40 protein-coding genes and 1 tRNA gene are annotated in these 25235 nt (G+C 64.9%); 35 read left to right on the plus strand and 6 right to left on the minus strand.

Annotation, left to right across the window (positions count from 1 at the left end; genetic code table 11):
- Positions 1-53 precede the first annotated feature (53 nt).
- Entirely contained in the window at positions 54-443 is a 390-nt protein-coding gene (locus LRS09_RS03870; RefSeq protein ID WP_257804371.1) for a nuclear transport factor 2 family protein, read from the plus strand.
- Between the two features lie 52 nt (positions 444-495).
- Here the strand turns inward: LRS09_RS03870 and LRS09_RS03875 are convergent, their stop codons facing one another.
- The gene (locus LRS09_RS03875) at positions 496-963 is read right to left on the minus strand and encodes an Hsp20 family protein (RefSeq protein ID WP_085466353.1); all 468 of its coding nucleotides are present in this window, start codon (positions 961-963) and stop codon (positions 496-498) included.
- Between the two features lie 458 nt (positions 964-1421).
- On the opposite strand from LRS09_RS03875, the gene LRS09_RS03880 reads away from it, so the two are divergent.
- A complete protein-coding gene (locus LRS09_RS03880) occupies positions 1422-2378 on the plus strand; it encodes an alpha/beta fold hydrolase (RefSeq protein WP_257804374.1) in 957 nt (318 codons plus the stop codon).
- A 6-nt stretch (positions 2379-2384) separates the two neighbouring features.
- Here the strand turns inward: LRS09_RS03880 and hisN are convergent, their stop codons facing one another.
- Positions 2385-3158 (minus strand): histidinol-phosphatase, encoded by a 774-nt coding sequence (gene hisN, locus LRS09_RS03885; RefSeq protein ID WP_257804376.1) that lies wholly within the window; start codon positions 3156-3158, stop codon positions 2385-2387.
- A 222-nt stretch (positions 3159-3380) separates the two neighbouring features.
- Complete coding sequence (locus tag LRS09_RS03890) at positions 3381-4298, minus strand: N-formylglutamate amidohydrolase (protein WP_374684805.1); 918 nt, start codon at positions 4296-4298, stop codon at positions 3381-3383.
- A 163-nt stretch (positions 4299-4461) separates the two neighbouring features.
- Here LRS09_RS03890 and cpdR point away from each other — a divergent pair, with 163 nt between their 5' ends.
- Together cpdR and LRS09_RS03900 are read left to right on the plus strand one after the other, a co-directional pair.
- Complete coding sequence (cpdR, locus tag LRS09_RS03895) at positions 4462-4824, plus strand: cell cycle two-component system response regulator CpdR (protein WP_085466356.1); 363 nt, start codon at positions 4462-4464, stop codon at positions 4822-4824.
- 101 nt (positions 4825-4925) lie between these two features.
- Positions 4926-5000: transfer RNA gene (locus LRS09_RS03900), tRNA-Val, on the plus strand.
- A gap of 702 nt (positions 5001-5702) precedes the next feature.
- On the opposite strand, the gene LRS09_RS03905 is transcribed toward LRS09_RS03900, so the two are convergent.
- Complete coding sequence (locus LRS09_RS03905; protein ID WP_257804378.1) at positions 5703-6092, minus strand: hypothetical protein; 390 nt, start codon at positions 6090-6092, stop codon at positions 5703-5705.
- A gap of 252 nt (positions 6093-6344) precedes the next feature.
- On the minus strand, positions 6345-6872 hold the full coding sequence (locus LRS09_RS03910) for a hypothetical protein (protein ID WP_257804379.1): 528 nt from the start codon (positions 6870-6872) through the stop codon (positions 6345-6347).
- Between the two features lie 127 nt (positions 6873-6999).
- Between LRS09_RS03910 and LRS09_RS03915 the strand changes: the two genes are divergently transcribed.
- Positions 7000-7290, plus strand: coding sequence for a helix-turn-helix domain-containing protein (locus tag LRS09_RS03915; protein ID WP_257804382.1), 291 nt, complete (start codon positions 7000-7002; stop codon positions 7288-7290).
- 12 nt (positions 7291-7302) lie between these two features.
- On the opposite strand, the gene LRS09_RS03920 is transcribed toward LRS09_RS03915, so the two are convergent.
- Positions 7303-7695 (minus strand): hypothetical protein, encoded by a 393-nt coding sequence (locus LRS09_RS03920; protein ID WP_257804384.1) that lies wholly within the window; start codon positions 7693-7695, stop codon positions 7303-7305.
- Between the two features lie 153 nt (positions 7696-7848).
- On the opposite strand from LRS09_RS03920, the gene LRS09_RS03925 reads away from it, so the two are divergent.
- The 30 genes from LRS09_RS03925 to LRS09_RS04070 all read left to right on the plus strand — a co-directional run bounded on the left by LRS09_RS03925 (position 7849) and on the right by LRS09_RS04070 (position 25228).
- A complete protein-coding gene (locus tag LRS09_RS03925) occupies positions 7849-8685 on the plus strand; it encodes a ParB N-terminal domain-containing protein (protein ID WP_257804386.1) in 837 nt (278 codons plus the stop codon).
- Positions 8685-9146, plus strand: coding sequence for a hypothetical protein (locus LRS09_RS03930; protein WP_257804388.1), 462 nt, complete (start codon positions 8685-8687; stop codon positions 9144-9146). Before LRS09_RS03925 ends, LRS09_RS03930 begins: the two co-directional genes overlap by 1 nt.
- 112 nt (positions 9147-9258) lie before the next feature.
- Positions 9259-9396: a hypothetical protein gene (locus LRS09_RS03935; RefSeq protein ID WP_257804390.1), complete on the plus strand. Its 138-nt coding sequence runs from the start codon at positions 9259-9261 to the stop codon at positions 9394-9396.
- A gap of 228 nt (positions 9397-9624) precedes the next feature.
- On the plus strand, positions 9625-10596 hold the full coding sequence (locus tag LRS09_RS03940) for a phage Gp37/Gp68 family protein (RefSeq protein ID WP_257804391.1): 972 nt from the start codon (positions 9625-9627) through the stop codon (positions 10594-10596).
- A 343-nt stretch (positions 10597-10939) separates the two neighbouring features.
- Positions 10940-11521 carry a DNA-binding protein gene (locus tag LRS09_RS03945; protein ID WP_257804392.1) on the plus strand — a complete coding sequence of 194 codons (582 nt, stop codon included), beginning with the start codon at positions 10940-10942 and terminating at the stop codon, positions 11519-11521.
- Complete coding sequence (locus LRS09_RS03950) at positions 11487-13157, plus strand: transposase family protein (RefSeq protein ID WP_257804393.1); 1671 nt, start codon at positions 11487-11489, stop codon at positions 13155-13157. Before LRS09_RS03945 ends, LRS09_RS03950 begins: the two co-directional genes overlap by 35 nt.
- A 50-nt stretch (positions 13158-13207) precedes the next feature.
- Positions 13208-13951 carry an AAA family ATPase gene (locus LRS09_RS03955; protein WP_257804394.1) on the plus strand — a complete coding sequence of 248 codons (744 nt, stop codon included), beginning with the start codon at positions 13208-13210 and terminating at the stop codon, positions 13949-13951.
- The gene (locus tag LRS09_RS03960) at positions 13951-14577 is read left to right on the plus strand and encodes a hypothetical protein (RefSeq protein WP_257804395.1); all 627 of its coding nucleotides are present in this window, start codon (positions 13951-13953) and stop codon (positions 14575-14577) included. The genes LRS09_RS03955 and LRS09_RS03960 overlap by 1 nt, the downstream gene beginning before the upstream one ends.
- Positions 14574-14984 carry a transcriptional regulator gene (locus LRS09_RS03965; RefSeq protein WP_257804396.1) on the plus strand — a complete coding sequence of 137 codons (411 nt, stop codon included), beginning with the start codon at positions 14574-14576 and terminating at the stop codon, positions 14982-14984. Before LRS09_RS03960 ends, LRS09_RS03965 begins: the two co-directional genes overlap by 4 nt.
- Positions 14984-15271 carry a hypothetical protein gene (locus tag LRS09_RS03970; RefSeq protein ID WP_257804397.1) on the plus strand — a complete coding sequence of 96 codons (288 nt, stop codon included), beginning with the start codon at positions 14984-14986 and terminating at the stop codon, positions 15269-15271. The genes LRS09_RS03965 and LRS09_RS03970 overlap by 1 nt, the downstream gene beginning before the upstream one ends.
- Positions 15268-15564 carry a hypothetical protein gene (locus tag LRS09_RS03975; RefSeq protein WP_257804398.1) on the plus strand — a complete coding sequence of 99 codons (297 nt, stop codon included), beginning with the start codon at positions 15268-15270 and terminating at the stop codon, positions 15562-15564. Before LRS09_RS03970 ends, LRS09_RS03975 begins: the two co-directional genes overlap by 4 nt.
- Entirely contained in the window at positions 15545-16195 is a 651-nt protein-coding gene (locus LRS09_RS03980; protein WP_257804399.1) for a DUF3164 family protein, read from the plus strand. The genes LRS09_RS03975 and LRS09_RS03980 overlap by 20 nt, the downstream gene beginning before the upstream one ends.
- Positions 16196-16205: 10 nt before the next feature.
- On the plus strand, positions 16206-16424 hold the full coding sequence (locus LRS09_RS03985) for a hypothetical protein (RefSeq protein WP_257804400.1): 219 nt from the start codon (positions 16206-16208) through the stop codon (positions 16422-16424).
- A gap of 3 nt (positions 16425-16427) precedes the next feature.
- Positions 16428-16652 (plus strand): hypothetical protein, encoded by a 225-nt coding sequence (locus LRS09_RS03990; protein WP_257804402.1) that lies wholly within the window; start codon positions 16428-16430, stop codon positions 16650-16652.
- Complete coding sequence (locus LRS09_RS03995; protein WP_257804403.1) at positions 16649-17011, plus strand: hypothetical protein; 363 nt, start codon at positions 16649-16651, stop codon at positions 17009-17011. The genes LRS09_RS03990 and LRS09_RS03995 overlap by 4 nt, the downstream gene beginning before the upstream one ends.
- Entirely contained in the window at positions 17011-17214 is a 204-nt protein-coding gene (locus tag LRS09_RS04000) for a hypothetical protein (RefSeq protein WP_257804404.1), read from the plus strand. Before LRS09_RS03995 ends, LRS09_RS04000 begins: the two co-directional genes overlap by 1 nt.
- The gene (locus LRS09_RS04005; protein WP_257804405.1) at positions 17211-17846 is read left to right on the plus strand and encodes a gp16 family protein; all 636 of its coding nucleotides are present in this window, start codon (positions 17211-17213) and stop codon (positions 17844-17846) included. The genes LRS09_RS04000 and LRS09_RS04005 overlap by 4 nt, the downstream gene beginning before the upstream one ends.
- Entirely contained in the window at positions 17843-18094 is a 252-nt protein-coding gene (locus LRS09_RS04010) for a hypothetical protein (RefSeq protein WP_257804406.1), read from the plus strand. The genes LRS09_RS04005 and LRS09_RS04010 overlap by 4 nt, the downstream gene beginning before the upstream one ends.
- Positions 18095-18127: 33 nt before the next feature.
- Entirely contained in the window at positions 18128-18700 is a 573-nt protein-coding gene (locus LRS09_RS04015; RefSeq protein WP_257804407.1) for an MT-A70 family methyltransferase, read from the plus strand.
- Entirely contained in the window at positions 18697-18918 is a 222-nt protein-coding gene (locus tag LRS09_RS04020) for a hypothetical protein (protein ID WP_257804408.1), read from the plus strand. Before LRS09_RS04015 ends, LRS09_RS04020 begins: the two co-directional genes overlap by 4 nt.
- Entirely contained in the window at positions 18915-19313 is a 399-nt protein-coding gene (locus tag LRS09_RS04025; protein ID WP_257804409.1) for a helix-turn-helix domain-containing protein, read from the plus strand. Before LRS09_RS04020 ends, LRS09_RS04025 begins: the two co-directional genes overlap by 4 nt.
- 116 nt (positions 19314-19429) lie before the next feature.
- The gene (locus tag LRS09_RS04030) at positions 19430-20317 is read left to right on the plus strand and encodes an N-acetylmuramidase domain-containing protein (protein WP_257804410.1); all 888 of its coding nucleotides are present in this window, start codon (positions 19430-19432) and stop codon (positions 20315-20317) included.
- Positions 20317-20748 carry a hypothetical protein gene (locus LRS09_RS04035; RefSeq protein WP_374684806.1) on the plus strand — a complete coding sequence of 144 codons (432 nt, stop codon included), beginning with the start codon at positions 20317-20319 and terminating at the stop codon, positions 20746-20748. Before LRS09_RS04030 ends, LRS09_RS04035 begins: the two co-directional genes overlap by 1 nt.
- A 2-nt stretch (positions 20749-20750) precedes the next feature.
- Entirely contained in the window at positions 20751-20948 is a 198-nt protein-coding gene (locus LRS09_RS04040; RefSeq protein ID WP_257804411.1) for a hypothetical protein, read from the plus strand.
- Positions 20948-21718, plus strand: coding sequence for a TraR/DksA C4-type zinc finger protein (locus LRS09_RS04045; RefSeq protein WP_257804412.1), 771 nt, complete (start codon positions 20948-20950; stop codon positions 21716-21718). The genes LRS09_RS04040 and LRS09_RS04045 overlap by 1 nt, the downstream gene beginning before the upstream one ends.
- Positions 21718-22074, plus strand: coding sequence for a DUF2730 domain-containing protein (locus LRS09_RS04050; RefSeq protein WP_257804414.1), 357 nt, complete (start codon positions 21718-21720; stop codon positions 22072-22074). Before LRS09_RS04045 ends, LRS09_RS04050 begins: the two co-directional genes overlap by 1 nt.
- Positions 22071-22367: a hypothetical protein gene (locus LRS09_RS04055; protein WP_257804415.1), complete on the plus strand. Its 297-nt coding sequence runs from the start codon at positions 22071-22073 to the stop codon at positions 22365-22367. Before LRS09_RS04050 ends, LRS09_RS04055 begins: the two co-directional genes overlap by 4 nt.
- Position 22368: 1 nt before the next feature.
- On the plus strand, positions 22369-22965 hold the full coding sequence (locus tag LRS09_RS04060; RefSeq protein WP_257804416.1) for a DUF3486 family protein: 597 nt from the start codon (positions 22369-22371) through the stop codon (positions 22963-22965).
- Positions 22962-23534, plus strand: a complete 573-nt coding sequence (locus LRS09_RS04065; protein ID WP_257804417.1) for a DUF1643 domain-containing protein — start codon at positions 22962-22964, stop codon at positions 23532-23534. Before LRS09_RS04060 ends, LRS09_RS04065 begins: the two co-directional genes overlap by 4 nt.
- Positions 23531-25228, plus strand: a complete 1698-nt coding sequence (locus LRS09_RS04070; RefSeq protein WP_257804418.1) for a terminase large subunit domain-containing protein — start codon at positions 23531-23533, stop codon at positions 25226-25228. Before LRS09_RS04065 ends, LRS09_RS04070 begins: the two co-directional genes overlap by 4 nt.
- Positions 25229-25235: the final 7 nt, after the last annotated feature.

Below are 25235 nucleotides of genomic sequence, written 5' to 3' on the forward strand. Positions count from 1 at the left end.
GCCTCCTAGTTGTGTCATGGGCGGATCGCCAGTGACGGAACAGGAGCCACACGATGTCCTCATTCGCGGAATTCATGGACCGGCGCGAAGCCGCGGCCGAAGCGTATGTGCGCGGCCGGTCCGACAAGGTCGAAGCCATGGCCTCCGAAACCGAGCCGTCGACCTTCTTCGGCCCCGACGGCAAGGTGCTCGCCGGCAGGAGCGCGATCGTCGAATCCTACCAGGCGGGCGCCTCGCGGTTCGGGTCGGATGGAGAGAGCCGGCTGGACGTGATGCAGTCTGCCGAGGGCGGCGACATCGCCTATTGGTGCGGCATCCAGCGGGCGATCGTCGACCTGGACGGCAAGGCCGTCCCGATGAACTTGCGCGTGACCGAACTGTTCCGCCGCGAAAACGGCGAGTGGCGGCTGGTGCACCGCCACGCCGATTTCCTGCGGGAGTAGGAAACGGAAGCGGCGCCCGAAGGCGCCGCCATGATGTGCCGTGAAGGCTGGATTACGCGGCCGCTTTGGCCTCGATCTGCTTCGAAGGCTTGGCCGCGGTCGCAATCGCGATCTTGCGCGGCTTCATCTCTTCCGGAATGTTCCGCTTCAGATCGACATGGAGCAGGCCGTTCTTCAGCGTCGCGCCCGTTACCTCGACATGGTCGGCGAGCTGGAAGCGGCGCTCGAACGCGCGGGACGCGATGCCGCGATAGAGCAGCTCCGAGCCCTCATTGGCGCTTTCCTCGGACTTCTCGCCCTTGACGGTCAGCACGTTGCGGTGAGCCTCGATCGAGATCTCGTTCTCGCCGAAGCCGGCAACCGCCATCGTGACGCGGTAGGCGTCCTCGCCGGTGCGCTCGATATTGTAGGGCGGGTAGGTCTGGCCGCCGTCGGGCTGGCCGATCTGGTCCAGCATCGAGAAGAGACGGTCGAAGCCGACGGTGGAACGATAGAGCGGCGAAAAATCAACAGAACGCATGGGTGTTCTCCCTTGAGCAACAAGTCTTGCGTGATGACCGACTCTCGAAAACCCGTAGCGGCGTTTCCTGTCGGCCAGTGACCCCTTCAAGGCGGCCACGACAGTGATTTGGGAACGGCATTTTGCGATTTCAAGGATTTTTCGCTCCACCTTCGATGAACGCAGGATGAACCGCCGCTTCGGATGCCGTTCAGGCCGGAACGTCTAGAGTTCGACCATGGATCAAGGGTCGATCGGGGCCTGCGATCCCGGTTCGGGTGTATCGTCCCTTCCACCCGGGCTTGAATCGGCCGGAGGCGGCATGTCCGCTTCCGGCCATTTTTTACCGATCGCGAGGATGCGGGACCGCTCGACATCCGACGGTTACCTCGGCGCCTTTGACATGCCCCGAGCCTTCGGAGGCTTTGCTTTTACGGCCGTCCTCCCTATCAAGGATCGCAGTGCCACCGGATTCTTCAATGACCGAATCTCTGGTCGACATTCCCGAAAACCCCGCGCCCGACTGGGGCGAGGTCGAACGCTTTTCCGCCCATGACGGCCGATCCATCCGCTATGCCCGCTTCCCGGCGCAGACGCGGCCGCTGAGAGGCACCGTCGTCATCCTCGCCGGGCGCAACGAGTGCATCGAGAAGTATTTCGAGACGATCCGGGGGCTCTCTGCGCGCGGCTTCGGCACCGCCATCATGGACTGGCGCGGCCAGGGCGATTCGGAGCGGCTGCTGCGTGACCGCGCCCGCGGCTATGTGACGAGTTTCGACGAATACGTCTCGGATCTGGAAAAATTCTTCGACGATGTCGTCCTGCCGGACTGCCGCGGCCCCTATTACATCCTCGGCCACTCGACCGGCTCCCTGATCGGACTGCTCGCGACCCCGCGCCTTTTCAACCGCGTGCGGCGCATGGTCCTCGTGGCGCCGTTGGTCGAATTCGTCGGTCTGCCGGTCTCGATGACGGCGCTGCGCCGGATGACCGCTTTCCTCTACAGCCTCGGCCTCGGCACGCTCTACGTCTCCGGCGGCCCGCGCCCGAAGGGTGGCTATCCCTTCGCCGCGAACAAGCTGACGACCGATCTCGCCCGCTTCGCCCGCAACACCGCCCTGTTCAACGAAGCGCCCCATCTTGCGATGGGCGGGCCGACGGTCGCATGGGTGCACGCGGCCTGCGTCGCGGCCGAGCGCGTGCGCGATCCCGATTTCGCGGCAAAACTGCACATTCCGACGCTGTTCGTCGCCGCCGGCGGCGACGAGGTCGTGTCGACGCCGGCCATCGAGGCCCTGTCGCGGACGATGCGGTCCGGATCGGTCGTCACGATCGACGGCGCGCGCCACGAAATCCTGCAGGAAGCCGACATCTATCGGGAGCAGTTCTGGGCGGCCTTCGACGCGTTCATACCCGGCGAAGACGCCGAGGACTGACCGCGCTCAGCCGTTGATGAGTTTCAGCGCCTTCTCATGCAGGACCGGATTGGCGCTGGCGAGGATGTCGCCGCCGCCTTCGGCTGCCCCGCCCGTCCAGGTCGTCACCACGCCGCCCGCCTGCTCGATCAGCGGGATCAGCGCGACGATGTCGTAGGCCTGCAGGCCCGCATCGACCGCGATGTCCGCATGCCCGGCGGCCACCATGGCAAAGGCATAGCAGTCGGTGCCGTAGCGCGGCAGGCGCACCGAGGCTTCCAGCCGGTCGTAGCGCTCGCGCATCGCGCCCTTGAACAGCGCCGGCGTGGTGGTGAACAGGGTCGCGTCGGAAAGCGCCACCGTCGCGCGCGTCGCAAGCCTGCGCGGCCCGCCGGGCCCCTCGAAATGCGCGCCGTCGCCGAGCGCGTAGAAGAGCTCGCCGGTGAAGGGCTGCGACATCAGCCCCGCCTTGGCGTCGCCCTCGATCGTCAGGCCTACCAGCGTGCCCCACACCGGCAGGCCGGAGATGAAGGCGCGGGTTCCGTCGATCGGATCGATGACCCAGACATGGCTGGAGGTGATGTTCTCCGCGCCGTGCTCCTCGCCCAATATGCCGTGGCCGGGATATTCGGATAGGATAAGCGCCCGGATGGCGCGCTCCGCCTCGCGGTCGGCCTCCGTCACCGGATCGAACCCCGACGCTTCCTTGTTGGATATCGAGCCTTCCATCCTGAAGCGCGGCAGCGTCTCCGCGGCCGCGACGGCGGCCAGCCGGCGCATGAAGTCGGCGCTGACGGTCATGTATCCCCCTGTTTCGTTGCCTATCTGCCACATTTGGAGGCAGGCAAATCAGTGTGAATTATTTTTAAGCGTTTCGCCTTGACATTTGTGCAATGCAGCAAGATTGTAACGACAGACGGGTTCGCCCGTCTATGCCCTCCTTGGGCGTTTCCTCCCTAGACTTGGACCGCGTCGTGCGAACGATGCGGTCTTTTTTTGTCCGGCCGGAGCGGATGCGGGCGGCTATTCGGCGGCGAGCGCCGGGCGGTCGAAGAAGAAGTCGGCAAATGCCATCAGCCGCGCGGAGAACTCGGTCAGGTCTTCCGCCAACGCCTCGAAGCCGGCCGACTTCTCGTAGGTCCGCTCGTTCATGTAGAGGCCGCGGTTGATCTCGATCTGCATCGCGTGCAGGCCCTTGCCCGGCCGGCCGTAGTGTTCGGTGATGAACCCGCCAGCATAGGGCTTGTTGTGGGCGACCGTGTAGCCCATCGAGGTCAGGATCGCGATCGCCTGTTCCGACAGCGGCCCCGCCGCCGATGCGCCGAACCGGTCGCCGAGGATGAAATCCGGCCGCAGCCCCGCCTCCCCCACCCGGATCGAGGCCGGCATCGAGTGACAGTCGATCAGGATCGCGCGGCCGAAATGCGAATGCGCCCGCATCAGGAGACTGCGCAGGCGCTGGTGATAGGGCTTGTAGAACAGGTCGATGCGCGAGAGCGCCTCCGCCAGCGGCAACCGGCCCGAATAGATGTCCTGACCCTCGCCGACGATACGAGGGATGGTGCCGAGCCCGCCCGCGACACGCGCCGAGCGCGCATTGGCGAACGGCGGCAGGGGTTCGGCGAACATCCGCGGGTCGAGCTCCCACGGCTCGCGGTTGACGTCGAGATAGGCGCGCGGGAAGTTGGCGGCGAGCAACGGTGCGCCGAGCGAGGCGACGCCGGCGAAGAGTTCGTCGACATAGCAGTCTTCCGAACGGCGGATGCCCTCGCCGTCGAGGCGGATCATGCCGAGGAAGCGCTCCGGGTAATAGCTACCGCTGTGGGGCGAGTTGAAGACGAAGGGAACGACAGGATCCGCGGGCGCGATCTCGAAAAAGGGTGTCGTTTCAGCGAAGTCCGCGCCTGCGTTCATCAATCTTCGGTCGGTTGGATAGGCCATGCCGGCAGTTCCCGCACCGTGCCACCCGCACGGCGTCCTGTCCAGTGCGGCTGCCGGCAGTGGGCGCGCGCGTTCACTTGATATTTACCCGCCGCCTTTCATATACAGAACATGGTTAACGGGCGGGTTTTCATCCGCCTGCACATGTGATTCGGACGGGACAATGGCACGAATTCTCCTTGCGGAAGACGATGACGACATGCGCCGCTTCCTCGTGAAGGCGCTGGAGAGGGCGGGCTACGACGTCTCCGATTTCGACAATGGCGCATCGGCCTACGAGCGGCTGCGCGAGGAGCCGTTCTCGCTGCTCCTGACCGACATCGTCATGCCGGAGATGGACGGCATCGAGCTCGCCCGCCGCGCGACCGAGATCGACCCGGACCTGAAGGTGATGTTCATCACCGGCTTCGCCGCCGTCGCCTTGAACCCCGATTCGAAGGCTCCGCGCGACGCCAAGGTCCTGTCGAAGCCCTTCCACCTGCGCGATCTCGTCAACGAGGTCGAGAAGATGCTGCAGGCGGCCTGAGCGCCGCCCGCCCCCTGCCCGGCTCCGCTGGGCGCGCTCATTTCCCCGCCATTTGGCTATTGACGCCCGGCGTCAGGCATGATGTATGCGCCGCGTCGGATGGGCGTGTAGCTCAGCGGGAGAGCACTACGTTGACATCGTAGGGGTCACAGGTTCAATCCCTGTCACGCCCACCATTCGAACTTCATGATTTAGTTGGATTATTTAGTGTTGCCAGCTCGCGCGAGGAGCGCTCGGCCAAAACCCAGCAACAAGCTAGCAACAGCCGGCAGAGACTTCCCGGGCTTTTGAGGTATCTCGCGAGAAGCCAAAACGCCTTCGCAACCGAACCGAGAACCAGCAAACCGCACGCCATGCATGAGCGTCGGAGCGAGGCGCAGAGCGGACCTTGTCGACGCGGCGCTCCTTCTGGCTCCTGTCGAAGACCTCCCCTGCCACAAACGACGATTGTATTGGGTATGCCAATCCGCCGCTGACATCTGTCGGGGGAAGGGCGATGAAGACGTGTAACGCGCAAGAACACATGGCATTTACCGGGATTAGGCGGGAACAGCCGGGATCAGGCGAAAAATGCTGGAAATCCACAGGGTTGCGGGCGAAGGGGCGGTAGGCGGCGTTGGGGCGGCGCGCAACTTTGAAAAGGCGAAAAAAGCAGGATTCCGGTGCCGAAAAACGCAATGAAATCAATCCGAGGTGGGAAATCGCTTCCCACCTTGCCACATTTGCGTGGAATCGCCGCAAGATACTGAAAGCATTGAGATAACTGCACGCCCCGGCCACACGTGAATTGTGGCGAGGTGGGAACTCTTGTTGCTTTCGGCTCAGCTGCATTTCACAGCAAGGTCTCCACCCATCGAGGTCCGAAATCCGGAAGACCGCTACATCGGCACGCGACAAACTTCTGCGATCGTGGACAGCAGGTTCGGGCCAGCTTCCTTCTTCGCGAAACTGAACGATCCCGTGTCGCGGTTTTCACGGAAGGGTGTCAGCGCCAAGGCAGTGAAGTTGAGGTCGGTCCCGAACGGGCGAAAGCCGGTGTAGGCGCCAAACAGGCTCTTGCCGTTCACCTCACCGCAGACGATGTCACCGTCGCGGCGGAGATTGCGGAACTGCAGGGCGACGGGATCATACGTCCCAACGTTGAAGGCACGAACCACGATCTCGAAAGTAGGTCGGGGGAAGGTGCGATTGGAGTCGTCGATGATCGTCTGAGCCTGGGCCACCCCAGAGGCGGCAATCAAAGTCGTAAGGGCAAATAACGCTCTCATCTGATCCTCCCAGTTCCCAACACTATCGCAATCCCGGCATGCAATCGACGCCAACTATTTGAGTGGTCTCAAATGGTTGATCCTCCAAGAGTGCTACTGATAGCCTGCTAAGGGGCTTGGGGGAGACCATTGGACACATACTGACGGCCAGCGGCGCGTGATCATTCTCTATTGTTGCCGTGCCTAAGCCCGCGATCGCGCGGGCAAGTGCGTTTATTGCGTTCACGCCATCCCACGAGATCTAGCGGACGATTAGGAAGCCTCGCGTTTGCCGGTGCCGGGCGCGGCGGCTGCCGCTTTCAGTTCGGTTCGTATCCGGTTTTCCAGCCATGGTGCCAACGAGCGCGCCTCGGCCTCGTCGGCCGGATTGTCCATACGGGAAACAAGCGCCTGCAGATGTCGGATCGTCTCGGGCATAAGCGCGTCGGCCGGCAGCTTCACGCCGTCTTCGCGATAGACCCGGCGCAGGACCTGGTCGACGACGCGCATTGCCTCGGCCGGAACGACAGCTGTGACGATGCTTTGCGTCTGCATCTGCACAAGTGGCTCGCCTGCTAGAACGCTGATCGGGATACCAGCAGCTGCTGCGATCCTTGTCGCGTTTGCAAACGACGCTGTCCTGCTCTTCGCAAGATACTTCTCAAGCGTCTTCTTCGGAATTCCTGTGCGCTCAGCCATGGCGGGAACACCTCCTCCGGCCTGTATGGCGTCGCGAATTCGCTGCAGAAACGCTTCTTCGTCGGCGTCGTCTCCCATTTGAATAAAATCTTCTCCATCCACCCCGAATGGGGTTGATTGACACCCCACTTGGGGTTATTGCTATCGATACGGCCCATGATCTCGGGCCAGATTTCTACTGCATGAACCAACAAAAAGCCGGGTGTCCGGCCTCAAGTCGGGAAGTTCGATGGCACGACGAATTTGGAACCGTCACACGATCCTCGCCGAGCTTAGGTCGCGGGGCATGACCCTGGCCAAGCTGGCGGAGATCTACGAGATCAGCCCGCATTCGGTCTGTCACGTCTGGAAGCGCCCCAACGCAAAGGCCGAGGCAGCCATCGCCGATTTCCTCGGCGTGCCGGCCGAGGAGCTGTTCGAATTCGATGGCCGGTATCCCAAACGGACCGCCGTCGTCCTCTCTAGCAAATACGACACGCCGCCTGCGAGTCCGAATCCCAACGGGAGGGCGGCAGCGTGATCCGGCGCCTGATCAGAAGTCTTCTGGCCGGAAGCGCGCGGCCGGCCTCGCATCCGCCGCAGGGGCGCGTTCCGACCTTTGCCGAGCGGTTGGAGAGAGCTGAGGCCGAGGTAGATCTGCCTCCGTGGTTTTCCACTCGCTCTCGAAGGGAAGAGCATCTTCCCGAACCCGTTTCATGCACTTCCACGCCATCTCGTGGATGTGTTGAACCCGGGCTTCCTGCTCGCGGGTCATGCGGTCCGACCAGCCTCTCGGAAAGGCTTCGTGACCGATGATCGCCTCCAGTTCGGCAGCGAAGTCCTCGTGGCTTGCATACAGCTTGGCCAGCGCGGTTCTGAGCAGCAGCTCATATGCCGAGAGCTGCACCTCCAGCTTTTCGACGCGATCCTTCAATGGTTCCTGCATCGTCTCCTCCAATTCGAGGTTCGAGGGGATGAGAGGTTCCGGGCGGCGGTGGTGCGCCGTCCGGAACCGACTGATCACCGACGCTAGCCGGAGACGGTGCGTCGCGGAAAGGTCAAATCGCACGGCGGATTTTGACAGCGGAGGGCTCGTCTAATGCCCGTTCCGTCAAATCCCGACGCGATCGTTGACATCGCCATCGACCTGATCGACGTGCCGGCCGGGCGCAGGAAGCTCGATCCGAAATGGGTCGAGACGCTGGCCGGCCTGTTCGCCTCGCAGGGGCAGCTGTCGCCGATCGAAGTGATCGCCCGGAGCGACCGCTTCCAGCTCGTCTTCGGCGCGCACCGCCTCGCGGCAGGCTCGAAGGCCGGCTGGAGCACTATCCGCGCGGCCGTGAAAGATGCCGCGACCTTCGCCTCCGAGGCGGAGATCAAGCTGCGGGAAATCACCGAGAACCTCGCCCGACGCGAGCCCTCGGTGCTCGATCGGTCCGTCGACATTGCGACTTGGCGGGAGATCTATAACGCCGCTCACGCTATCTCAAAGGGCGGACGGAAGCCGAAGGACGCCGACCAGCAAGAACTTACTGCAAAGTTTGCAGTAAGTTTCACGCGGGCCGCTCAGATAGCGTTCCAGCTATCCGAGCGCAGCATTTTCCTGGCCGTCAAGATCGCCTCGATCCCGGCCGATCTGCGCGACGCCATCGCCCTTTATCCGATCGCCGAAAACCAGTCCGAGCTGCTGCAACTCGCCTCCGAGCCGGTGGGCCGGCAGCAGTTGATCGTCGGTGTCTTGACGCGCACGGCGCGTCCCGCAGCCTCGGTCAGCGATGCAATCGCCGAGATCGACCGGGCGCCGAAGCCTCGTCCCTCCGCGGCCTGGGAAAAGCTGTCCGGCGTGTTTTCCCGCATGAAGGAGAAGGACCAGAACCGCTTCTTCGACCTGCATGAAGGCGCGATCCGGCGCTGGCTGGCCGAGCGGGGCGGCTGATGAAAAAGCCCCGGCGCGACACGTTCACCGCAGACCTGTTCCGCGACTATCAGCCGGAGCAGGTGGTCGATCGCTTCGACCCGGAGGCGGTGCAGGCGTGGTCACTGTCGGGGCGCCTGTCGAAGGCGGTCGCGATCACCATGGACGAGGCCGGCATGTCGCGTGCCGAGATCGCGGCCGAGATGACGGACATGACCAAGGTCGCCGTCTCCAAGTCGATGCTTGACGGCTATGCCAGCCAGGCGCGCGAGCAGCATTCGATCTCCGCCGTGCGGCTGGCCGCACTGGTCGCCGTCACCGGCGATGCGCGCGCCTTGAACGTGCTTCTCGAAGAAGCCGGGCTGATCGCCGTTCCGAAAAAATACGAGGCGCTGTTGCGACGCGAGATGGCCCGCGAGGCCCGCGAGCGCGCGGCGCGCGACGAGCAGGCTTTCGATGCCGAGTGGAGGGCAAGACGATGAAGGACATGCTGCAGGACATAAGCTCGCTGATCGCCGTCGCGCTCTTTGCCTACGGGATACTGTCGCTGGCGGACGTCGCCAGCCTGCTGGTACTGGCCGGGCGGGTGCTGAATTGAGCGCGCGGGCGTCCACCGTCTCGCGCCGGCTGGCCGCGCTGCGCCGCGCGCTGCTGGTCCAGGAAATGGTGCTGATCGGCACGATCGTCGCCGCCCTGCTGATGGGCATCGCCTCGATGCTCGGAGCGATCTGATGTCGCTGCTGTCCCTGATCCTTTCCGCGCCGGCCCTTCCCGGCTGGCTGCGGCAGGCGCCTGCCGTCTCCTCCTCCCCGGCGGCAGGCGCTCCTCTTTGCGAGCGCTGCCACGGCGCCGGCATCGTCTTCGACTGCGCCCACTGGCCGCGATGCGGATGCCCTGGCGGAGCGGTGGCGCATCATTGTTCCGGCCGGACGGTCGCATGCACCTGCAGGGAGGGGGCGGATGGCTGACGGAACCGCGATCGAGTGGACGGATGCCACCTGGAATCCGGTGACGGGGTGTCAGGTGACGTCCCCGGGATGCCGCTTCTGCTATGCGATGAAACTGGCGGGAACTCGCCTGCGAAACCATCCGAGCCGCGAAGGCCTCACCGTCGAAACCAAGAACGGCCCGGTGTGGACGGGTGCGGTGCGGTTCAACGAGGGCTGGCTTGATCAGCCCCTGCGTTGGACGAAGCCGCGCAAGATCTTCGTCTGCGCGCATGCCGACCTGTTCTATGACGCTGTTCCCGATGAGTGGATCGACCGCGCCTTCGCCGTCATGGCGCTTGCCCAGCAGCACACGTTTCAGGTGCTGACGAAACGCCCCGACCGCATGTGCCGGTATATACGCGCCGGCCGGCGCCTGACGTTGTCTGATGGCTCGACCGTGAGCTGGGACAAGCCTCTTGCAAACGTCTGGCTCGGAACCTCCGTCGAAGATCAGCAGCGCGCGGAGGAGCGGCGCCTGCCACTATATCTAGTTCACGCCGAAGGGTGGCAAACTTGGGTAAGCTACGAGCCTGCGCTCGGGCCCATCTACTGGGATGGATGGGAGTTCATCCGCTGGCTGGTGGCCGGCGGCGAGAGCGACATGGACGGCGTCAGCGCGCGACCTTCACATCCGCACTGGCACCGCCTCGCGCGGAATTTCTGCGCCGCGCACGGCATCGCCTTTGACTTTAAGCAGTGGGGTTCGTGGGCAGCAGCCTGCCAGATGACGGACCGAGAGGTGGATGCGCTCTTCGGTAATGGCGGTGCCTGCAAGGTCGAAGAGATTGTGCTGCGGGCCGATGGAACGCAGCGTCAGAGCGGCTCGTCGGATGCGTTCGGTGGCTACCGGCCAGTGGTCATGTTCCGGGTCGGTAAGAAGCACTCCGGCCGGCTGCTCGACGGACGGCTGCACGACGCATTCCCGCAGGGAGGCGCACTGTGACCCGATGCTGTCCGCACTGCGGTCTCTCAAGCCCCACGCTGCTCCCGTCGCTGACCTTGGATCACGACAGGAACACGATCACCCGTGGTCTAGTAACAGTTCGTCTAAAGCCAGCGGAGTTCCTGGTCTTCGTAGCATTGGTGTCTGCGTTCCCACGGCTTGCTCGCAGAGAACAGCTCCACTCCTCGCTGGTGGCTGCCCGGTCGGAGTGGGACGAGCCCGAGCCACGCATCATCGACGTCTATCTCGCTAGGATCAGACCCTCGCTCGGCCGTCTCAACCTGGGAGTCAGATCAACTCCCGGAATGGGCTGGGAGATAGTCGACCAATTGGGAGCCGCTCGATGAAGGAGTGGCTGACCCCAAGCGAGATCGCGGCCGAGGCGCTGCCGGACCTGCCGGCGACGAAGCGGGGTGTCCAGCTCTTCGCGGAACGCTACGGCTGGCTCGACCATCCCGCGCTGGCACGGCCACGCAAAGGACGCGAGGGTGGCGGCGGAACCGAATTCCATATCCATCAGCTGCCGACGCTTGCCCGGATCGAATATTGCCGCCGGCATCAGATCGCCGGCGGCGATCCGGCCCCGTCCGAGCACATCACCATGTCCGTCGGCGCGACCAACGCTCGCGCGACACTCGAACGCGACGCCCGCCTTGCCATCATTCGCGCCTTCCGACGCCTGTCGGACGGGCTGGCGCTCACCCAGGTCAGCCGCCTGCAGATCTTCACGGACCGATATAACCAGGGGCTGATCGAGATCGAGGGATGGATCCTGAAAGCGGTCCCTGCGGTTTCAAAGCGCTCGCTGGCGCGGTGGCTTTCATCTGCTGCGAAGGGCAAGGCGCTCCAGCTCGGACACGACCCCGCCGCCGCCCCGCAAGGGAACCGGCGTGCTGCACACGGCCAACGGCGGCCGATTGCGTGATCACATCCTCGGCGTGCTTGTCGCGAAGCCGCACTTTACGGCCGACGAAGTCCGGACCGACTGCATCGCCGAGTTCGGAAAGGAGATCGTGCTGCGACACGGTGAGGTCGGCGCAATGCCGCCGCTTCGCACCTTCCAGCACTTTCTCAAGGCGCTGAAGGTCGAAGAGCAGGTGCCTCTCGCGCTCGTAACGAACCCGGACAAGCACCGCTCCCATTTCGCGCTGTCGGGGACCGACGCCTATTCATGGGTGAAGGATCCCAACCAGCTCTGGCAGGTCGATGCGTCTCCGGTCGACGTCATGTGCCTGGATGGCCGCCACTCGATCTATCTCTGCATCGATATTGCCACGCGGCGCGTCGTGATCACCACCTCGAAGACGCCGCGGGCCTCTGCCGTGAACCTGATGACGCGCAAGGCCCTGCTGGCCTGGGGTGCGCCTGTGGCGGTGAAGACCGACAATGGAACGGACTTCACTGCGATCGAGACAATCAGCCTGTTAGATGCGCTGAACATCGATGTCCAGCGATCCACCCGCTACTCGCCCCAGGAGAAGGGCCATGTCGAGCGGGCGATCAAGACGTTCCAATATGGATTCTGCACCAAACAGCCCGGCTATATCGGTCACGACGTCGAGGACCGGAAGGAGATCGAGGCCCGCAAGGCGTTTGCCGCCCGCCTCCATTGCGACGACAAGGACGCCTTCTGCGTCGAGCTGACGGCGGCGGAACTGCAGGCGCGCATAGACCGGTGGGTGGTCGATTACGAAACCTCCGAGCATGAGTTCGTCGGCCTCGGCAAGGTCATACCCGCCCAGCTCGCCGCTGCTTCCGTCAAACCGATCCGCACCGTCGACGAACGCGCGCTCGACGTGCTGCTCATGCCCCTTGCCGGCGGCGGCGGCATCCGCACCATGTCCAAGAAGGGGCTGCGGATCGACCATCACTACTATCAGGCCCCCGAGATCCTGCCGCGCACCCAGGTGTTCGTCCGACTGGACCCCGGCGATGCCGGCATCGTTCGCGCCTATTCCCCCGACCGGCACGAGTTCCTGGCCGTGGCCGTCTGCTACAGCCTGGCCGGCGTCAATCCCGTCGAGCGGCTGAAGGAGGCGCGGGCAAAGCGCAAGGCGGTCGAAAGAAGCCGCATCGACCCGGCGATCGCGGCGACGCGTCATATCAAGCCTGGTGACTACTTCCCCCGCCACATGGCGGTAAAGGAGGCCGAGGCCGCCGAGCGCATGAAGGGGCTGGAGAACGTCGTTCCGCTGCCAAGACGGACGCAGGATCATTCGACGCCGCAGATCGCCGCCGCCATCGAGTCTTTCGATGCGCATTTGAAGGGGCCTCGAAGAGCGGTTTTCGACGATGCGGCAAAGATGCGCCACCAGCGATTGGTGGCCGAACTCTCGGGATCCGACGATCGCGCCGGCAACGTCACTCCGCTGCGTCGCGAAGAGGCGCCCGCTCAGCGCTTTGCCCGCATGATCGAGATCGAGCGCCGGCGGGATGCTGGCGCGCCGCTCAGCGAAGACGAGGCGCATGAGCTCGGCAGCTACCAGCAGAGTTCAGAATACAAGTCCCGAAAGGCAATGCTGGAAGATTCCGGCGACCAGGCGCCAGTCTCGCGTTCCTGAAAAAAACACCCGGCAAGGCCGGGCTTCAAAATGACTACGAGGAGCCTTTAATGCAGCAATCTCAGCCTGGTAGCAAGAGTGGAACGCTCGCGCCGCTCAAGAACGTCACCACCTGCCTGGATGTAGCGTTTCGTATCATCGATCAACCTGCCGGCGTCGACCGGCTCGGGATGTTCTTCGGACCCAGCGGCTATGGCAAGTCGAAGGCGTCCACGTATCTCCAGAACAAGGTGAGAGCCGCCTATTTCGAAGTTTTCGACTTCTGGACACGAAAGGTGTTCGTCGAAAGCCTGCTCATAGAACTCGGCGGCAAGCCTCGCGGCACCATTGCCCATATGATGATGGAGATCCTGGAGCGCCTGCGCGACGACCCCGACCGCCTGATCATCATCGACGAAGCTGACAAGCTCGTCGACAAGGGCATGATCGAACTGGTCCGCGACGTTTACAAGGGCGCGGGCGTGCCTGTGCTGCTCGTGGGCGAGGAGCAGCTTCCGCAGAAGCTCGCGAGCTACGAGCGCTGCGCAAATCGCGTCACGGCCTACGGCATGGCAAACCCGTGCGACCTCGAAGACGCGATCGTGCTCGCACGCGCCTATCAGCCCTCGATCGAGATCGAGGAGGATCTGCTGCGGCGCATACTGAGCGCGACGAACGGTGTCGCCAGCCGCATCGTCGCCTCGCTCAACGAGGTGGCGCAGTTCGCGCGAGCGCGTCGCGTCAGCCGTGTCGGCCTGGCAGGTTATGACGGTACCATTTTCACGGGCCGGGCGCCCTCGCGGAGGGCCGCCTGATGTCCGCCGTGCTCAAGATCCGTGTTGCAGGCTGTGAGCCGATCCGACGCGGGCAGGAACATCTCTGGGCGACGATGATGGAGGCTCGGAGCGCCTTCACGGTCGGCGACATCTACAAGAGTTCGGCTGAAAGCCACCGCTCGAACGTCTCGACCTATATGCGACGGTTGGAGAACGCAGGCTACATCGAGCGGACAGCTGAGAGCCGGCTCGGGCGCAACGGCACCTCCGAGCCGATGTTTTGCGTTTCCAGGCGGCAATCCGCCACGCCGGTCATTTCCCGCCAGGGCGATCGAAGCACCGTCGGTCTGTCGCAGCAGAACATGTGGAACGTCATGCGACGACAGCGCGCCGGCTGGACGGCCAGCGAACTTGCCGTGCTTGCGAGCACTGACGACGTCGTCGTCGCCCGCGCGACGGCGCTCGCCTATTCGACCCGGCTGGCCCAGGCCGGAGCGCTGATCGTCATAGATGCCGGCAAGCCTGGCACGGAGCGCTGCTGGCGGCTGAAAGGCAGCGCGGACACGGGACCCAAGCCCCCGAAAATCCTGCGGTCGAAACTCGTCTACGACCAGAACACATCGCGGATCCTTGGCGACATCCTTGCCGAGGAGGATCGACCATGAACCGTGGGCCGAAAAAGGGCCTTCGACCGACCGGGCCGAGCTTCCTCGAAAAGGCCGCGGCCGCGTGGGGCACGCTGCTGCCGGAGTGGGTCGCGGAACTCGCTCGCCTTGCGGATAGGGAGGGCCTCTCCGGCGCGGGCAGGCATATCGGTTATAGCGCGTCCGCCGTCTCCACCGTCATCGCGAACAAATATCGTGGCGACATGGGCAGTGTTGCCGGCAAGGTGCGCGGCGCGGTGATGTCGGAAACGGTCAATTGCCCGGTCCTCGGCGAGATCGGCCGCGACCGCTGCCTGGACTGGCAAAAGAAACCTTTCGCCGCGACCTCTTCCCACCGCGTCCAGATGTTCAAGGCATGCCGAGGCGGGTGCCCGAACGCGCGGCAGAAGCCGGACGGAGGCGCGTGATGTCCAGGAGCAACGCGACACTCATTGCCAGTCATATCGAGCCGATCGTCCAGCAGCTCGTCGACCAGGAGGTTGCGCGGCTGATGGAGCCGGTGGCGCGGCGCAGGACCGCCGCCCAGATGGAGACGGACGAGATCATGTCGGCGGCGCGCGCGGTGGGCGAGCTCACCGACCGGCTGCTCCAGGCCCGCTATGCCGGGCAGGGCGAGATCACGGCGCGCAAGAAGCTGTTCATCGCCAATCTCAAGCTCGCCACCGTGATGCGTCGGCACGGGAGGCTCAAGTGACGAAGCTGTTCGAGCAGGCCGCCGAGGTCGACATCCTCGACGCCGCCGGCCGTCTGATCGCGGATCCGGAACGGGCGGTGGTGAGCCGCGCGGCGATCGTGGCGTTGGCGCAGCTTGTCGAGCGCGCCTGGGAGATCTGCATCGAAGCCGACCTGCTCGCGCGGGCCGTCGCCTTGCCGGCCGACGCCGCCAGCGAACACGCGATCCGCACCCAGGCGGAACGCGTCCGAACCCTCATGGCCGCGCTGAGCGGCGAAACCCAGGAGAAGACCGATGGAAGCAGTGATTCTTGAAGGCCGCCCGACGGGCGAGACGATCGTCAACGGCCGCGCCTACATGCCCGACGCCAAGGGCAATCTCGTGCCGGTGGAGATGATCAAGGCCGAGCACAAGCTCGAAGACGAGACGGTGCGGAAGATCTTCGGCTACGCCGACGAACTGTCGGCGCAGGTGACCCGGTTCAAGCTTCACACGTTCGACGATCTCGAAGCCTTCGAAGCGCTGCTCGCCCAGGAATACGGCTCTGCGAAGGGCGGAGCGAAGGGCAACAAGACGTTCATGACCTTCGACGGGCTGAAGAAGGTGCAGGTGCAGGTTGCCGACACGATCGATTTCGGGGCGCAGCTGCAGATTGCCAAGGGCCTGGTCGACGAATGCCTGACCGAGTGGGCCTCCGACGCCAGGCCGGAGATCCGGGCGATCGTGACGCGGGCGTTCAACACAGACAAGGAAGGTCAGATCAACCGTGCCGAGATCTTCATGCTGCTGCGCCTCGACATCGAGGACGAGCGCTGGAAGCGCGCGATGGACGCGATCCGCGACGCCATGCGGGTCGTCGGATCGAAGATCTACGTCCGGTTCTACAAGCGCGCCGACCACAAGGCCCGCTGGGAGCCCGTCACGATCGACATGGCCAAGGCGTGAGGAGGTGGGGATGAACATCCACCAGCGGATGAAGCGCGAATTTGATCTCGCCAGGACCTATGCGCGCGACGGCGCTTTCCACACGGGCGCGAAGATCCTCCGTGACCTCTCAAACGAGGTGAAGTCGCACGCCGAATATTGCGACGATCTGCTCGCAAAGGCGATAGGCGCTGACCCGCTGAACCTCGCCGGCTCCGGTCCGACGCTGATCGAGCCGAGGGAGGGCTGAGAGGTGGTCAACGCAGCTACACTCGGTCCCGAAGCCGCCATCCTCGACATCCTCGCCGACGAGGACGACGATTTGCATATCGGCGAGGCTTTGACGGTGCTGCTCAACGTCGTTGCCGGCATCTGCTGCGAAGACCGAAATCCACACGAGCTGGCGATCGAGTTCGGGGTGAGGCTCGGGCGCCACGTGTCCGACGAGGTGGATCGCCAACACAGGGTGCTGTCATGAGCGGTGCCATCGCCACGCTCGGTTACAGCAGCCGAACCGAGGCCGTCTTGGCCATGCGCCGGCAGGGACGGACCACGCGCGAGATCGCGGAGGCGATCGGTATCGACGTGAAGACGGTCAGCGCGCTCGAATGCTCCGCGGCGCGCTGGCCCAAACACGCTGGTGACCACGTTCCTAGACCGTCCTTCGACGTGGTCGCCAGCATCTCCCTCAACACAAGGCAGAGGCTCCGGCCGGCCGCCGCAGCGCGCCAGATGAATGTCGAGCAGCTGATGCGGCTCATCATCGAGAAGGTAGCCGAGGACGGACTGGTCGACGCTGTGCTCGATGATCGCGACCTCGTGCAGGAGCTGCGCTGATGGACCATTGGCAACGCATCCGTCAGATCGAAGACGTTCTCGCGCGTGTGCTCAATCGCGGGTGCTTCGAAGTCGTCCAACGGGACGGCGAACGCTTGGTGAGAGCCCACCTCATCGGCCCGCCGGAACTTTGCGAACTGGTCGACGGGCAGCCGGTCCTCCTCCGTTCTATCGCCGAGGATCTTGAAAGGGCGCTGTCATGAACCCGACCGCCGCCATCCATGTCGCGAAGAAGCAGCTCGGCCTCGACGACGACACCTATCGCGACCTGCTGCAGCGCGTGACCGGGAAGCGTTCGGCGGGCGACATGTCCGAAGCCGAGCGGCAGGCCGTGCTTGACGAGATGCGGCGCCAGGGGGGCGGTTTCAAACCCGGTTCAAACGGGTCTCGAAAGCCGCTTGAAGGCCGGTTCGCGAAGAAGCTGCAGGCGCTCTGGATCGCCGGCTGGAACCTCGGTGTCGTGCGCGATCGCGACGATGCCGCGCTGATCGCCTTCGTCCGGCGGCAAACGCATATCGACCATGTCCGCTTCCTCGTCGACGCGGCCGAGGCACGCAAGGCGGTGGAGGCGATCAAGGGATGGCTCACCCGCGAGGCCGGCGTCGACTGGAGCGACGGCAGCGACAAGCCGGCCTGGCTGCGCGAGCCGGGCGCACAGATCGCCATGGCGCAGTGGTCGCTCCTGGCGAACGCCCACGTCGTCGAACGCGACTTCACCGCCTTCCACAACTTCGTCCAGGCGCGCGCCTTCCGCCCACTCGGCCAGATGAAGGCGGGCGAGTGGAAGGGCATCATGAACACGCTCGGCGAGCGGGTGAGAAAGGTGCGGGGATGAGCAAGCGTCGTCGCAAGAGCTGGCTCCTCAAGCTCGACCGGGAAACCCTGCAGCGCATGGCTGCAGAGCTGTGGACCGGGCATGCCGGGCTTCTCGACCAAGGCTACTGGCTGTCGCCGAAGTCGGGCATCTGGCGCGCCGCCAATGGCACGTTCACGGCTCGGCTGGCTTATCGCTCGCAGCGCAGCGACCTGGTCTCGTCGCTGGTCGTGACGATCCGCGGCATCCAGCCGGAGGCGAGCCGGTGAGCGCGCTGCCGCACGTGGGGGGGGGGTGACCTCATGACCCCATGGCCCTTCGGTTCCCTGATGCCGTTCAAGTATGGCGCGATCATCGCCGATCCGCCGTGGTCGTATCGCATGCGCTCGGAAAAGGGCTACGAGAAGAGCCCCGAGAAGCACTACGCCACGATGGATGAGGCGGAGATCTCCGCTTTGCCGGTCGCGCATCTCGCCGGCGGCGACTGCCTCCTTTTCCTCTGGTCGACCTGGCCGCATCTGCCGATGGCAATGCGCGTCATGTCGGCTTGGGGCTTCAGCTACAAGACGGGCGGCGCCTGGGTGAAACGGACGCCGACCGGCAAGCCCGTGTTCGGGACCGGCTACCTTCTTCGCTCCGCAACGGAGCCGTTCCTCGTTGGGACGATCGGCGAGCCGGCCACCCGGTCGAAATCGGTCCGGAATCTGATCGACGCATTGCGGCGCGAGCACAGCCGCAAGCCGCCCGAGATCCGTGAGATGGTCACAAGGCTGATCCCCGACCGCTTCGCATGCGAGCTGTTCGCGCGTGAGCCCTGGCCGGGCAATGACGTGTGGGGCCAGGAAGCGTCCAAGTTCGCGGGAGAGGACGCTTGACGGCCATGGCCCGCATCCGCCCGATCGACCCGCCGCCGCTCCTCGTCTGGAGTGAGCTGGCGGCGATCGACCGGCTGCAGGTGCAGCGCGAGGAACTGATCCGGCGGATCAAGCTTCTGCCGCCGCGTTCCTTCCGTCGCGTCGAGCTGGAGGCGCGGCTGCGGCTCGTGACGGCGCAGCAGCTCGAGCTGCAGAACACGCTCGGGGACCGGCTTTGACGCACGATCCTGACCGCTCCTGGTTCTCGCCTCTGCTCAACCGAATCGCCGATGTCGCCGGCGTACGCGCCGCGCTGATGCTCGGCCGGGAGAAGGGTTGCCAGACGGTCTACATCCCGCGCCGTTTCGGGCCGCAGCACTGGCTGCCGAAGCTAGTAGGCGACGAGGCCGCAGCGGCACTGGCGAAGGAGTTCGGCGGCAGCAAGATCGATATTCCGCCCGCGCTTGTCGGGCAAAAGCGCAAGCGCCGGGCCGCCATTGCCGAAATGACGCAGAACGGATACTCGATAGCGAGGATCACGCACGCCCTCGGCGTCGCGAAGTCAACCGTCAAGGACCATCGCCGCAGACTGCGCGGTGATGAGGACGACGGCCCCCAAGGCAAACTCTTCTGATCAGCAAGGGGGGCCGAAACCGGCCCCATGATCCGGCGCCCGGACAGGCCCACAACACCCCCGAACCGGCCCGGTCCCGCTCTCGCGGGCCGGCCCTTTCCACACCGGGGGCCACGATGGACGCCGAAACCCGCCAAGCCGCAACCGCGATCGCCAACGCCAAGGGCTGGGAGCCGCCGGCGCTGCTGGCCGTGATCGAGATCGAGAGCGCCGGCAAGGTGTTCGCGACGGTCAACGGCCGCAAGGAACCGATGATCCGCTTCGAGGGCCACTATTTCGATCGGCGGCTGCCGGCCGACAAGCGCGCCGTGGCGCGAAAGGCCGGGCTCGCCAGCCCTACCGCCGGCGCGGTGAAGAACCCTGCCTCGCAGGCGGCCCGCTGGGCGATGCTCAATCGCGCGATCGAGATCGACGCGACGGCGGCGCTGGAATCGGTGTCGTGGGGCCTCGGCCAGGTGATGGGCTCGCACTGGGAATGGCTCGGCTATTCGAGTGTCGGGAACATGGTCAATGTCGCCCGCTCGGGGGTCTCCGGCCAGATCGACCTGATGGTGCGCTACATCGAGAAGGCAGGCCTGTCGGACGAACTCGCACGGCGCGACTGGGCAGGCTTTGCCCGCGGCTACAACGGGCCGAACTACAAGAAGTACGGCTACGACACGAAGCTCGCGGCAGCCTATCGCCGCCAGCTCGGCTCGTCGGCGCCGGTCGCGCCGTCGACGAACGAAGGCTTGCTGCGGATGGGATCGAAGGGCGACGCCGTCCGCGACCTGCAGACGCTGCTGCGGCGCGCTGGCCACGCGATCCATGTCGACGGCGATTTCGGACCGGCGACGCGCGACGCGGTGCGGGCCTTCCAGACGGCGGCCGGCCTCGACGCGGACGGTATCGCCGGGCCGGCGACGCTCGCCGCGCTCGATCGCTACCGGCAGTCTGCCTCGCCCGCCGTCGAGAAACCTTCCGGCTGGCTAGAGCTGCTGCTCGCTTTGCTGAGGAGCCTGTGATGGACCTCGCCGTCATCCTTGGACTTGTCGGCGCCGCAGGGCTGTTCCTGTCCACCGGCTTCGCCTGGCTCTCAAAAGGTCGGCTCAGCTATCTGCCGGAATGGCTCGATTGGCTGATCGCCTTCTTCGTCGTGCTGCTGCTGATCTCATTCGGCGCGCTCGGAACGCGTGAGGCCGACGTCCACGACGCCGCGAGCGGATGGTCATACCCGCTGTCGTGTTGCTCGAACTTCGACTGTCGCGAGGCGACGACGGGCGAGGTGCAGGAGCGGCCCGAGGGCTTCGTCATCGCCGGCACCGGCGAGGTCGTGCCGATGACCGACAAGCGGATCCGCAATTCGCCGGACGGCAAGTTCCACTGGTGCGCGCACCAGGCCGGTGTCGATGCCGGTCGCACGATCTGCCTGTTCGTTCCGCCGCGGGGGTTCTGATCATGATCGCGGCCATCTTCGCCTGGTTCGCAGCATTGCTGGCAATGGCGATCGGCGCCGGCGTCTTCGTGGTCTCGTTCATGCTCGGCCGCATCGACTATTCGCGCAACCCGACCCTCGTCGTGGCGCGCTGGGCCGGCGCTGGCCTCTTCCTGCTCGGCCTGGCGCTGGCGGGGACTAATATCTGGGAGCTGTTCTGATGGGCCTCGAAACCATCCTGATCGCCGTCGCCGCCAAGGTCGGCGCGCCGCTGGTGAAATCGATCCTGGAGAAGAAGATCGGCGGCAAGGCGGGCGAGATCGGCGGCGCCGTAATCGACGCGATCGCCGGCAAGGCGGACGTCACGCCGGACGAGCTGCCGAGGCTGCCGACCGACGAGCTGGAGGAGGCCGTGCGCCAGGTCGAGGCCGAGGCGCCGGAAATGATCGCGGCCTTTGTCGAGCAGCAGCGGGAACAGAACCGGTTGCAGCTCGAAGAGATGAAGACGGAACCGGCGTGGACCTGGGCCTGGCGCCCGGCCGGCATGTGGATGTTCAACGCACTGGTGGTCTGGGCACGTCGTCCTGGTCCCGCTCGCCAACATGATCGTCCGAACCCTTGGCGGCTCTTCGACGATCGAGCTGATCGTCGATGTCGGCACCTTCTTCTCGCTCTACCTGACCTTCTCCGGCTTCTACATGGGCGGGCACACGGTCAAGGCGCTGGGCGAGAGTGCCGTCACGACGGTGCGCAGCTGGAAGGCCCGCGCATGAGGGCGACCGACGCCATGATCGAGCAGGCCGAGGCCCGTGTCGCCGAGGAGGTCGATGCGCGCGTGGCGCGCATCCAGGAGAAGCTTGCCGTGCGTTCGTCGCGGCTCGTCTGTGACTGCGGCGAGGAGATCTCGCCGGCCCGGCGCGAGGCGTATCCCAATGCCCGCGACTGCATCGAATGCGCGCGGCGCATGGAACGCATGAGGAGACGCGCGTGATGCTTCAGGAAATCAAGGACTGGCTGGGGGTCGCCGCACTTCTGATTTCGGTGGGGGGCTTCCTCTACGCCTGGCTAAGCTCCGGCGCGAAGAAGGCGATGACGGACCTGGAGGTCTTCAAGAGTGCCGAGGCCGAACGGTGGGAGAAGATCGACGCTGTGTTCATCGAGCATGAGCGCCGGGTCCAGTCGATCGAGAACGAACTGAAGCACCTTCCCAGCCAGAAGTCGGTCCACGAGCTGCAACTGACGCTCAAGGACATGCAGGTCGAGATGGCGAAGATCGGCGCTTCAGCGGATCAGTCGGCCCGGACCGCCGCCCGCGTCGAAACCTACCTCCTGGAGCATGGCAAGTGAGCTACGCCGAACATCTCGAAGCCGACGCCCGCCTGGTCATCCTGCGCGAACTCGCCAGGCAAACCGGCGGCAGCCTGAACGAGAATATCCTCGTCAAGGTTCTTGACGCGTTCGGCTACCATCGCTCGCGCGAATGGGTGCGAACCCAACTGCGCAAGCTCGACGATGTCAGCGCGGTCAGATTGACCGAACAGGGCACAGTCATGATCGCCTCGATCACCCGCGCCGGCCTAGACCACGTCGAGCGCCGCTCGGTCCTCGAAGGCGTGGCGCGCCCATCTCCGGAGGCGTGACATGGCGAAGCGTTCCGGCCGCGGCCGCCTGTCCGGCATGGAACAGCTGCCGGAGGAGGCATCCCCGATCATCGCCGCGGCGGCCGAGGCGCTGCGCGACCGAGAGCGGACCCAACTCGACATCTACGAGGAGTTTTTCAACGCCCTCAACGCGCTGAAGCGCGGGCACCGCGGCGAGCTCGAGTTCACCATCCCGTCGTTCTCGGCGTTCAACCGCTACTCGATCAGGCTCGCGACGCTGACCCGGCGGCTGGAGGAGACCCGAGAGATTGCGGCGGCGATCTCGAAGCGCTTCGATGCGGAGGCCTCCGACGACCTGACGCTCATTGCGGCCGAGGCGATCAAGACGCTCGTCTTCGAGGTGTTGACTGCTGCTGGCGAAAGCGGCGTCGACCCCAAGGGCGCGATGCAGCTTGCCGGCGCTCTCTACCGCGCCACCCAGGCGCAGGGTGTGTCGACCGCAAGGCGCATCAAAGTCGAGAAGGAGTTCGGCGACAAAGTGGACGACGCCGTCGAGACGATCGTGCGCGAGAAGGGAATGACCGCCGAGACCGCCGAGGCGATCAAGGCGAAGATCCTCGGGGTGAGGAAGACGTGAGTTCGACCGATCTCTTTGGGAGTAATTCGGTGCGCCGCGATGCGACCTTCGCGGATGCCGGCTCATGTCGTCTGACCCTCACCCGCGACTGGGGACCTGGGCGCACCGCCTGTATGATAGGCTGCAATCCTTCGCGTGCCGGTCGAGCTAGCGACGATCCGACTTCCTTGTGGTGGATGCGATGGGGGCAAGCGCTTGGTTTCGGCAGGTTCGTAGCCGTTAACCTTTACCCGTTCATCAGCAGCAGCCCGGCGGAATGTCGCACGCGGGCGGCTTGGCAAGAGAACGGCCCTGACTGGCTCGCTCGCGACCTGATGCAGGCAAATCTCGATGTCGTGGTGCGCGAAGCGAAATCGGCGGACATGGTGATTGCCTGCTGGGGCGCGATAGCTTGGGACTTGGAATGGGCCGAACATGTCATTGAAGCTATCCAGTTCGGGGATGAGCCATGGCCGGACCTCTATTGCTTTGGTCGAACCGCGGGCGGTGCACCCACGCATCCGATGGCGCGCGGCAAGCATAGGCTTCCGCGCGACGTTGAGCCAAAGCTCTGGCGGGCGGCGCGATGACCGCACCGATCAGTCAGGCCGACTGGGCGCAGCTCCGCCGGGAGTCGATCGAGATCATGCCGGAGCTGGCCGACAAGCTCGGCCTGCCGAATGTGCTACTGCGCTACCAGGGCGACACGGTTGCCGAGCTGGAAAGCGGCACGGCCCTCCTGGTGATCGAGAAGAGCCGACGCGTCGGCCTCACTTGGGGGCTCGCCTCCTATGCCGTGCTGCGCGCCGCCAGGGCGCGCTCGGCCGGCGGCATGGACGCGATGTATATCTCCTACTCCCAGGAGATGACCCGCGAGTTCATCGACGCCTGCGCCATGTGGGCGCGCGCCTATGCGATCGCCGCCGCCGACGTCCAGGAGTTCATCTTCGACGACACGGATCCGCGCACACCGGACGAGACGCGTCAGATCAAGGCGTTCCGGATCCAGTTCGCGTCGGGCTTCGAGATCCTCGCACTGTCATCGGCGCCGCGGTCGCTGCGCGGCAAGCAGGGCCTGGTCATCATCGACGAGGCGGCCTTCGTCGACAGTTTGAAGGAACTGCTGAAGGCCGCACTCGCCTTTCTCATGTGGGGCGGCCAGGTCGTCGTCTGCTCGACCCATAACGGTTCCGAGAACGAGTTCAACGTGCTCGTCCAGGACATTCTCGGCGGGCGGCGCAAGGGCAAGCACAAACGCATCGACTTCGACCAGGCGCTGCAGGATGGGCTGTTCGAGCGCATCTGCCTCGTCACCGGCAAGGAATGGTCGGCGGAGGCCGAGGCGGCCTGGCGCCAGGATATCATCGACTTTTATGCCGACGGCGCTGACGAGGAGCTGTTCTGCATCCCGTCGATGGGCTCCGGCGCCTGGCTCACCGCTCCGCTGATCGAAGCGCGCATGACGCTCGACCCGGAAGAGGCACCGATCCTGCGCGTCGCGCTTCCCGCCGATTATCTGCAGCGCCCCGAGGTCGATCGGCGGCACCTCCTGGCGGCACAGATTGACGGTCTCGACGATGCGCTGAAGCTGCTTAGCCCGAAGCACATTCATGCGTTCGGCTACGACCCGGCGCGGATGAACGATCCGGCTGTCATCACGCTGCTTGCGGTCGACGGCCTCCTCAGGCGTCGCACGGCCCTCACGGTCGAGTTCAGAAACGTGCCGTTCGATGAGCAGAAGGCCATCGCCAGGCAGATCATCAGGGCTACCCCACGCCTCGTCGGTGCGGCCGTGGACGCGACCGGGATGGGCATGAACCTTGCCGAGGATCTCGGGCGCGAGTTCGGCTTCTACATTCCGAACGACGATCCCACGAAGGTCGTCTACGGCCTGGTGTGGCAGGTGAAGCTCTCGACTGGCTGGTACAACGAGCACATGCCCCCGGTGAAGGTCGCGTTCGAGGATGGCGCGATCGCGCTTACGAAGGACGTCGAACATCTCGCCGACCTGCGGCTGGTGAAGGTGATCCGAGGCGTGCCGACGATCCCGGAGGAGCGGGTCGCCGTCGCGGGAAAGAAGCGCCACGGCGACTTCGCGGTCGCCCTGGTGCTCGCCTACGCCGCCAGCCGCCTGCAGTGGCACGAATACGGCTACACGCCGGTCGGCCGGCCCCGAACGAAATACGACGAGGCGGACGCCGCGACTGGCGACATGCGCATGACGGCCGATGAGAAGCCGCGGCCATTCCGCATGGCAAGCCTGCGGCGGGGCGGAGCATGGTGATGGAGAA

Origin of the sequence: Mesorhizobium sp. J428 (genome assembly GCF_024699925.1) — a bacterium.
Taxonomy (GTDB): Bacteria; Pseudomonadota; Alphaproteobacteria; order Rhizobiales; family Rhizobiaceae; genus Mesorhizobium_A.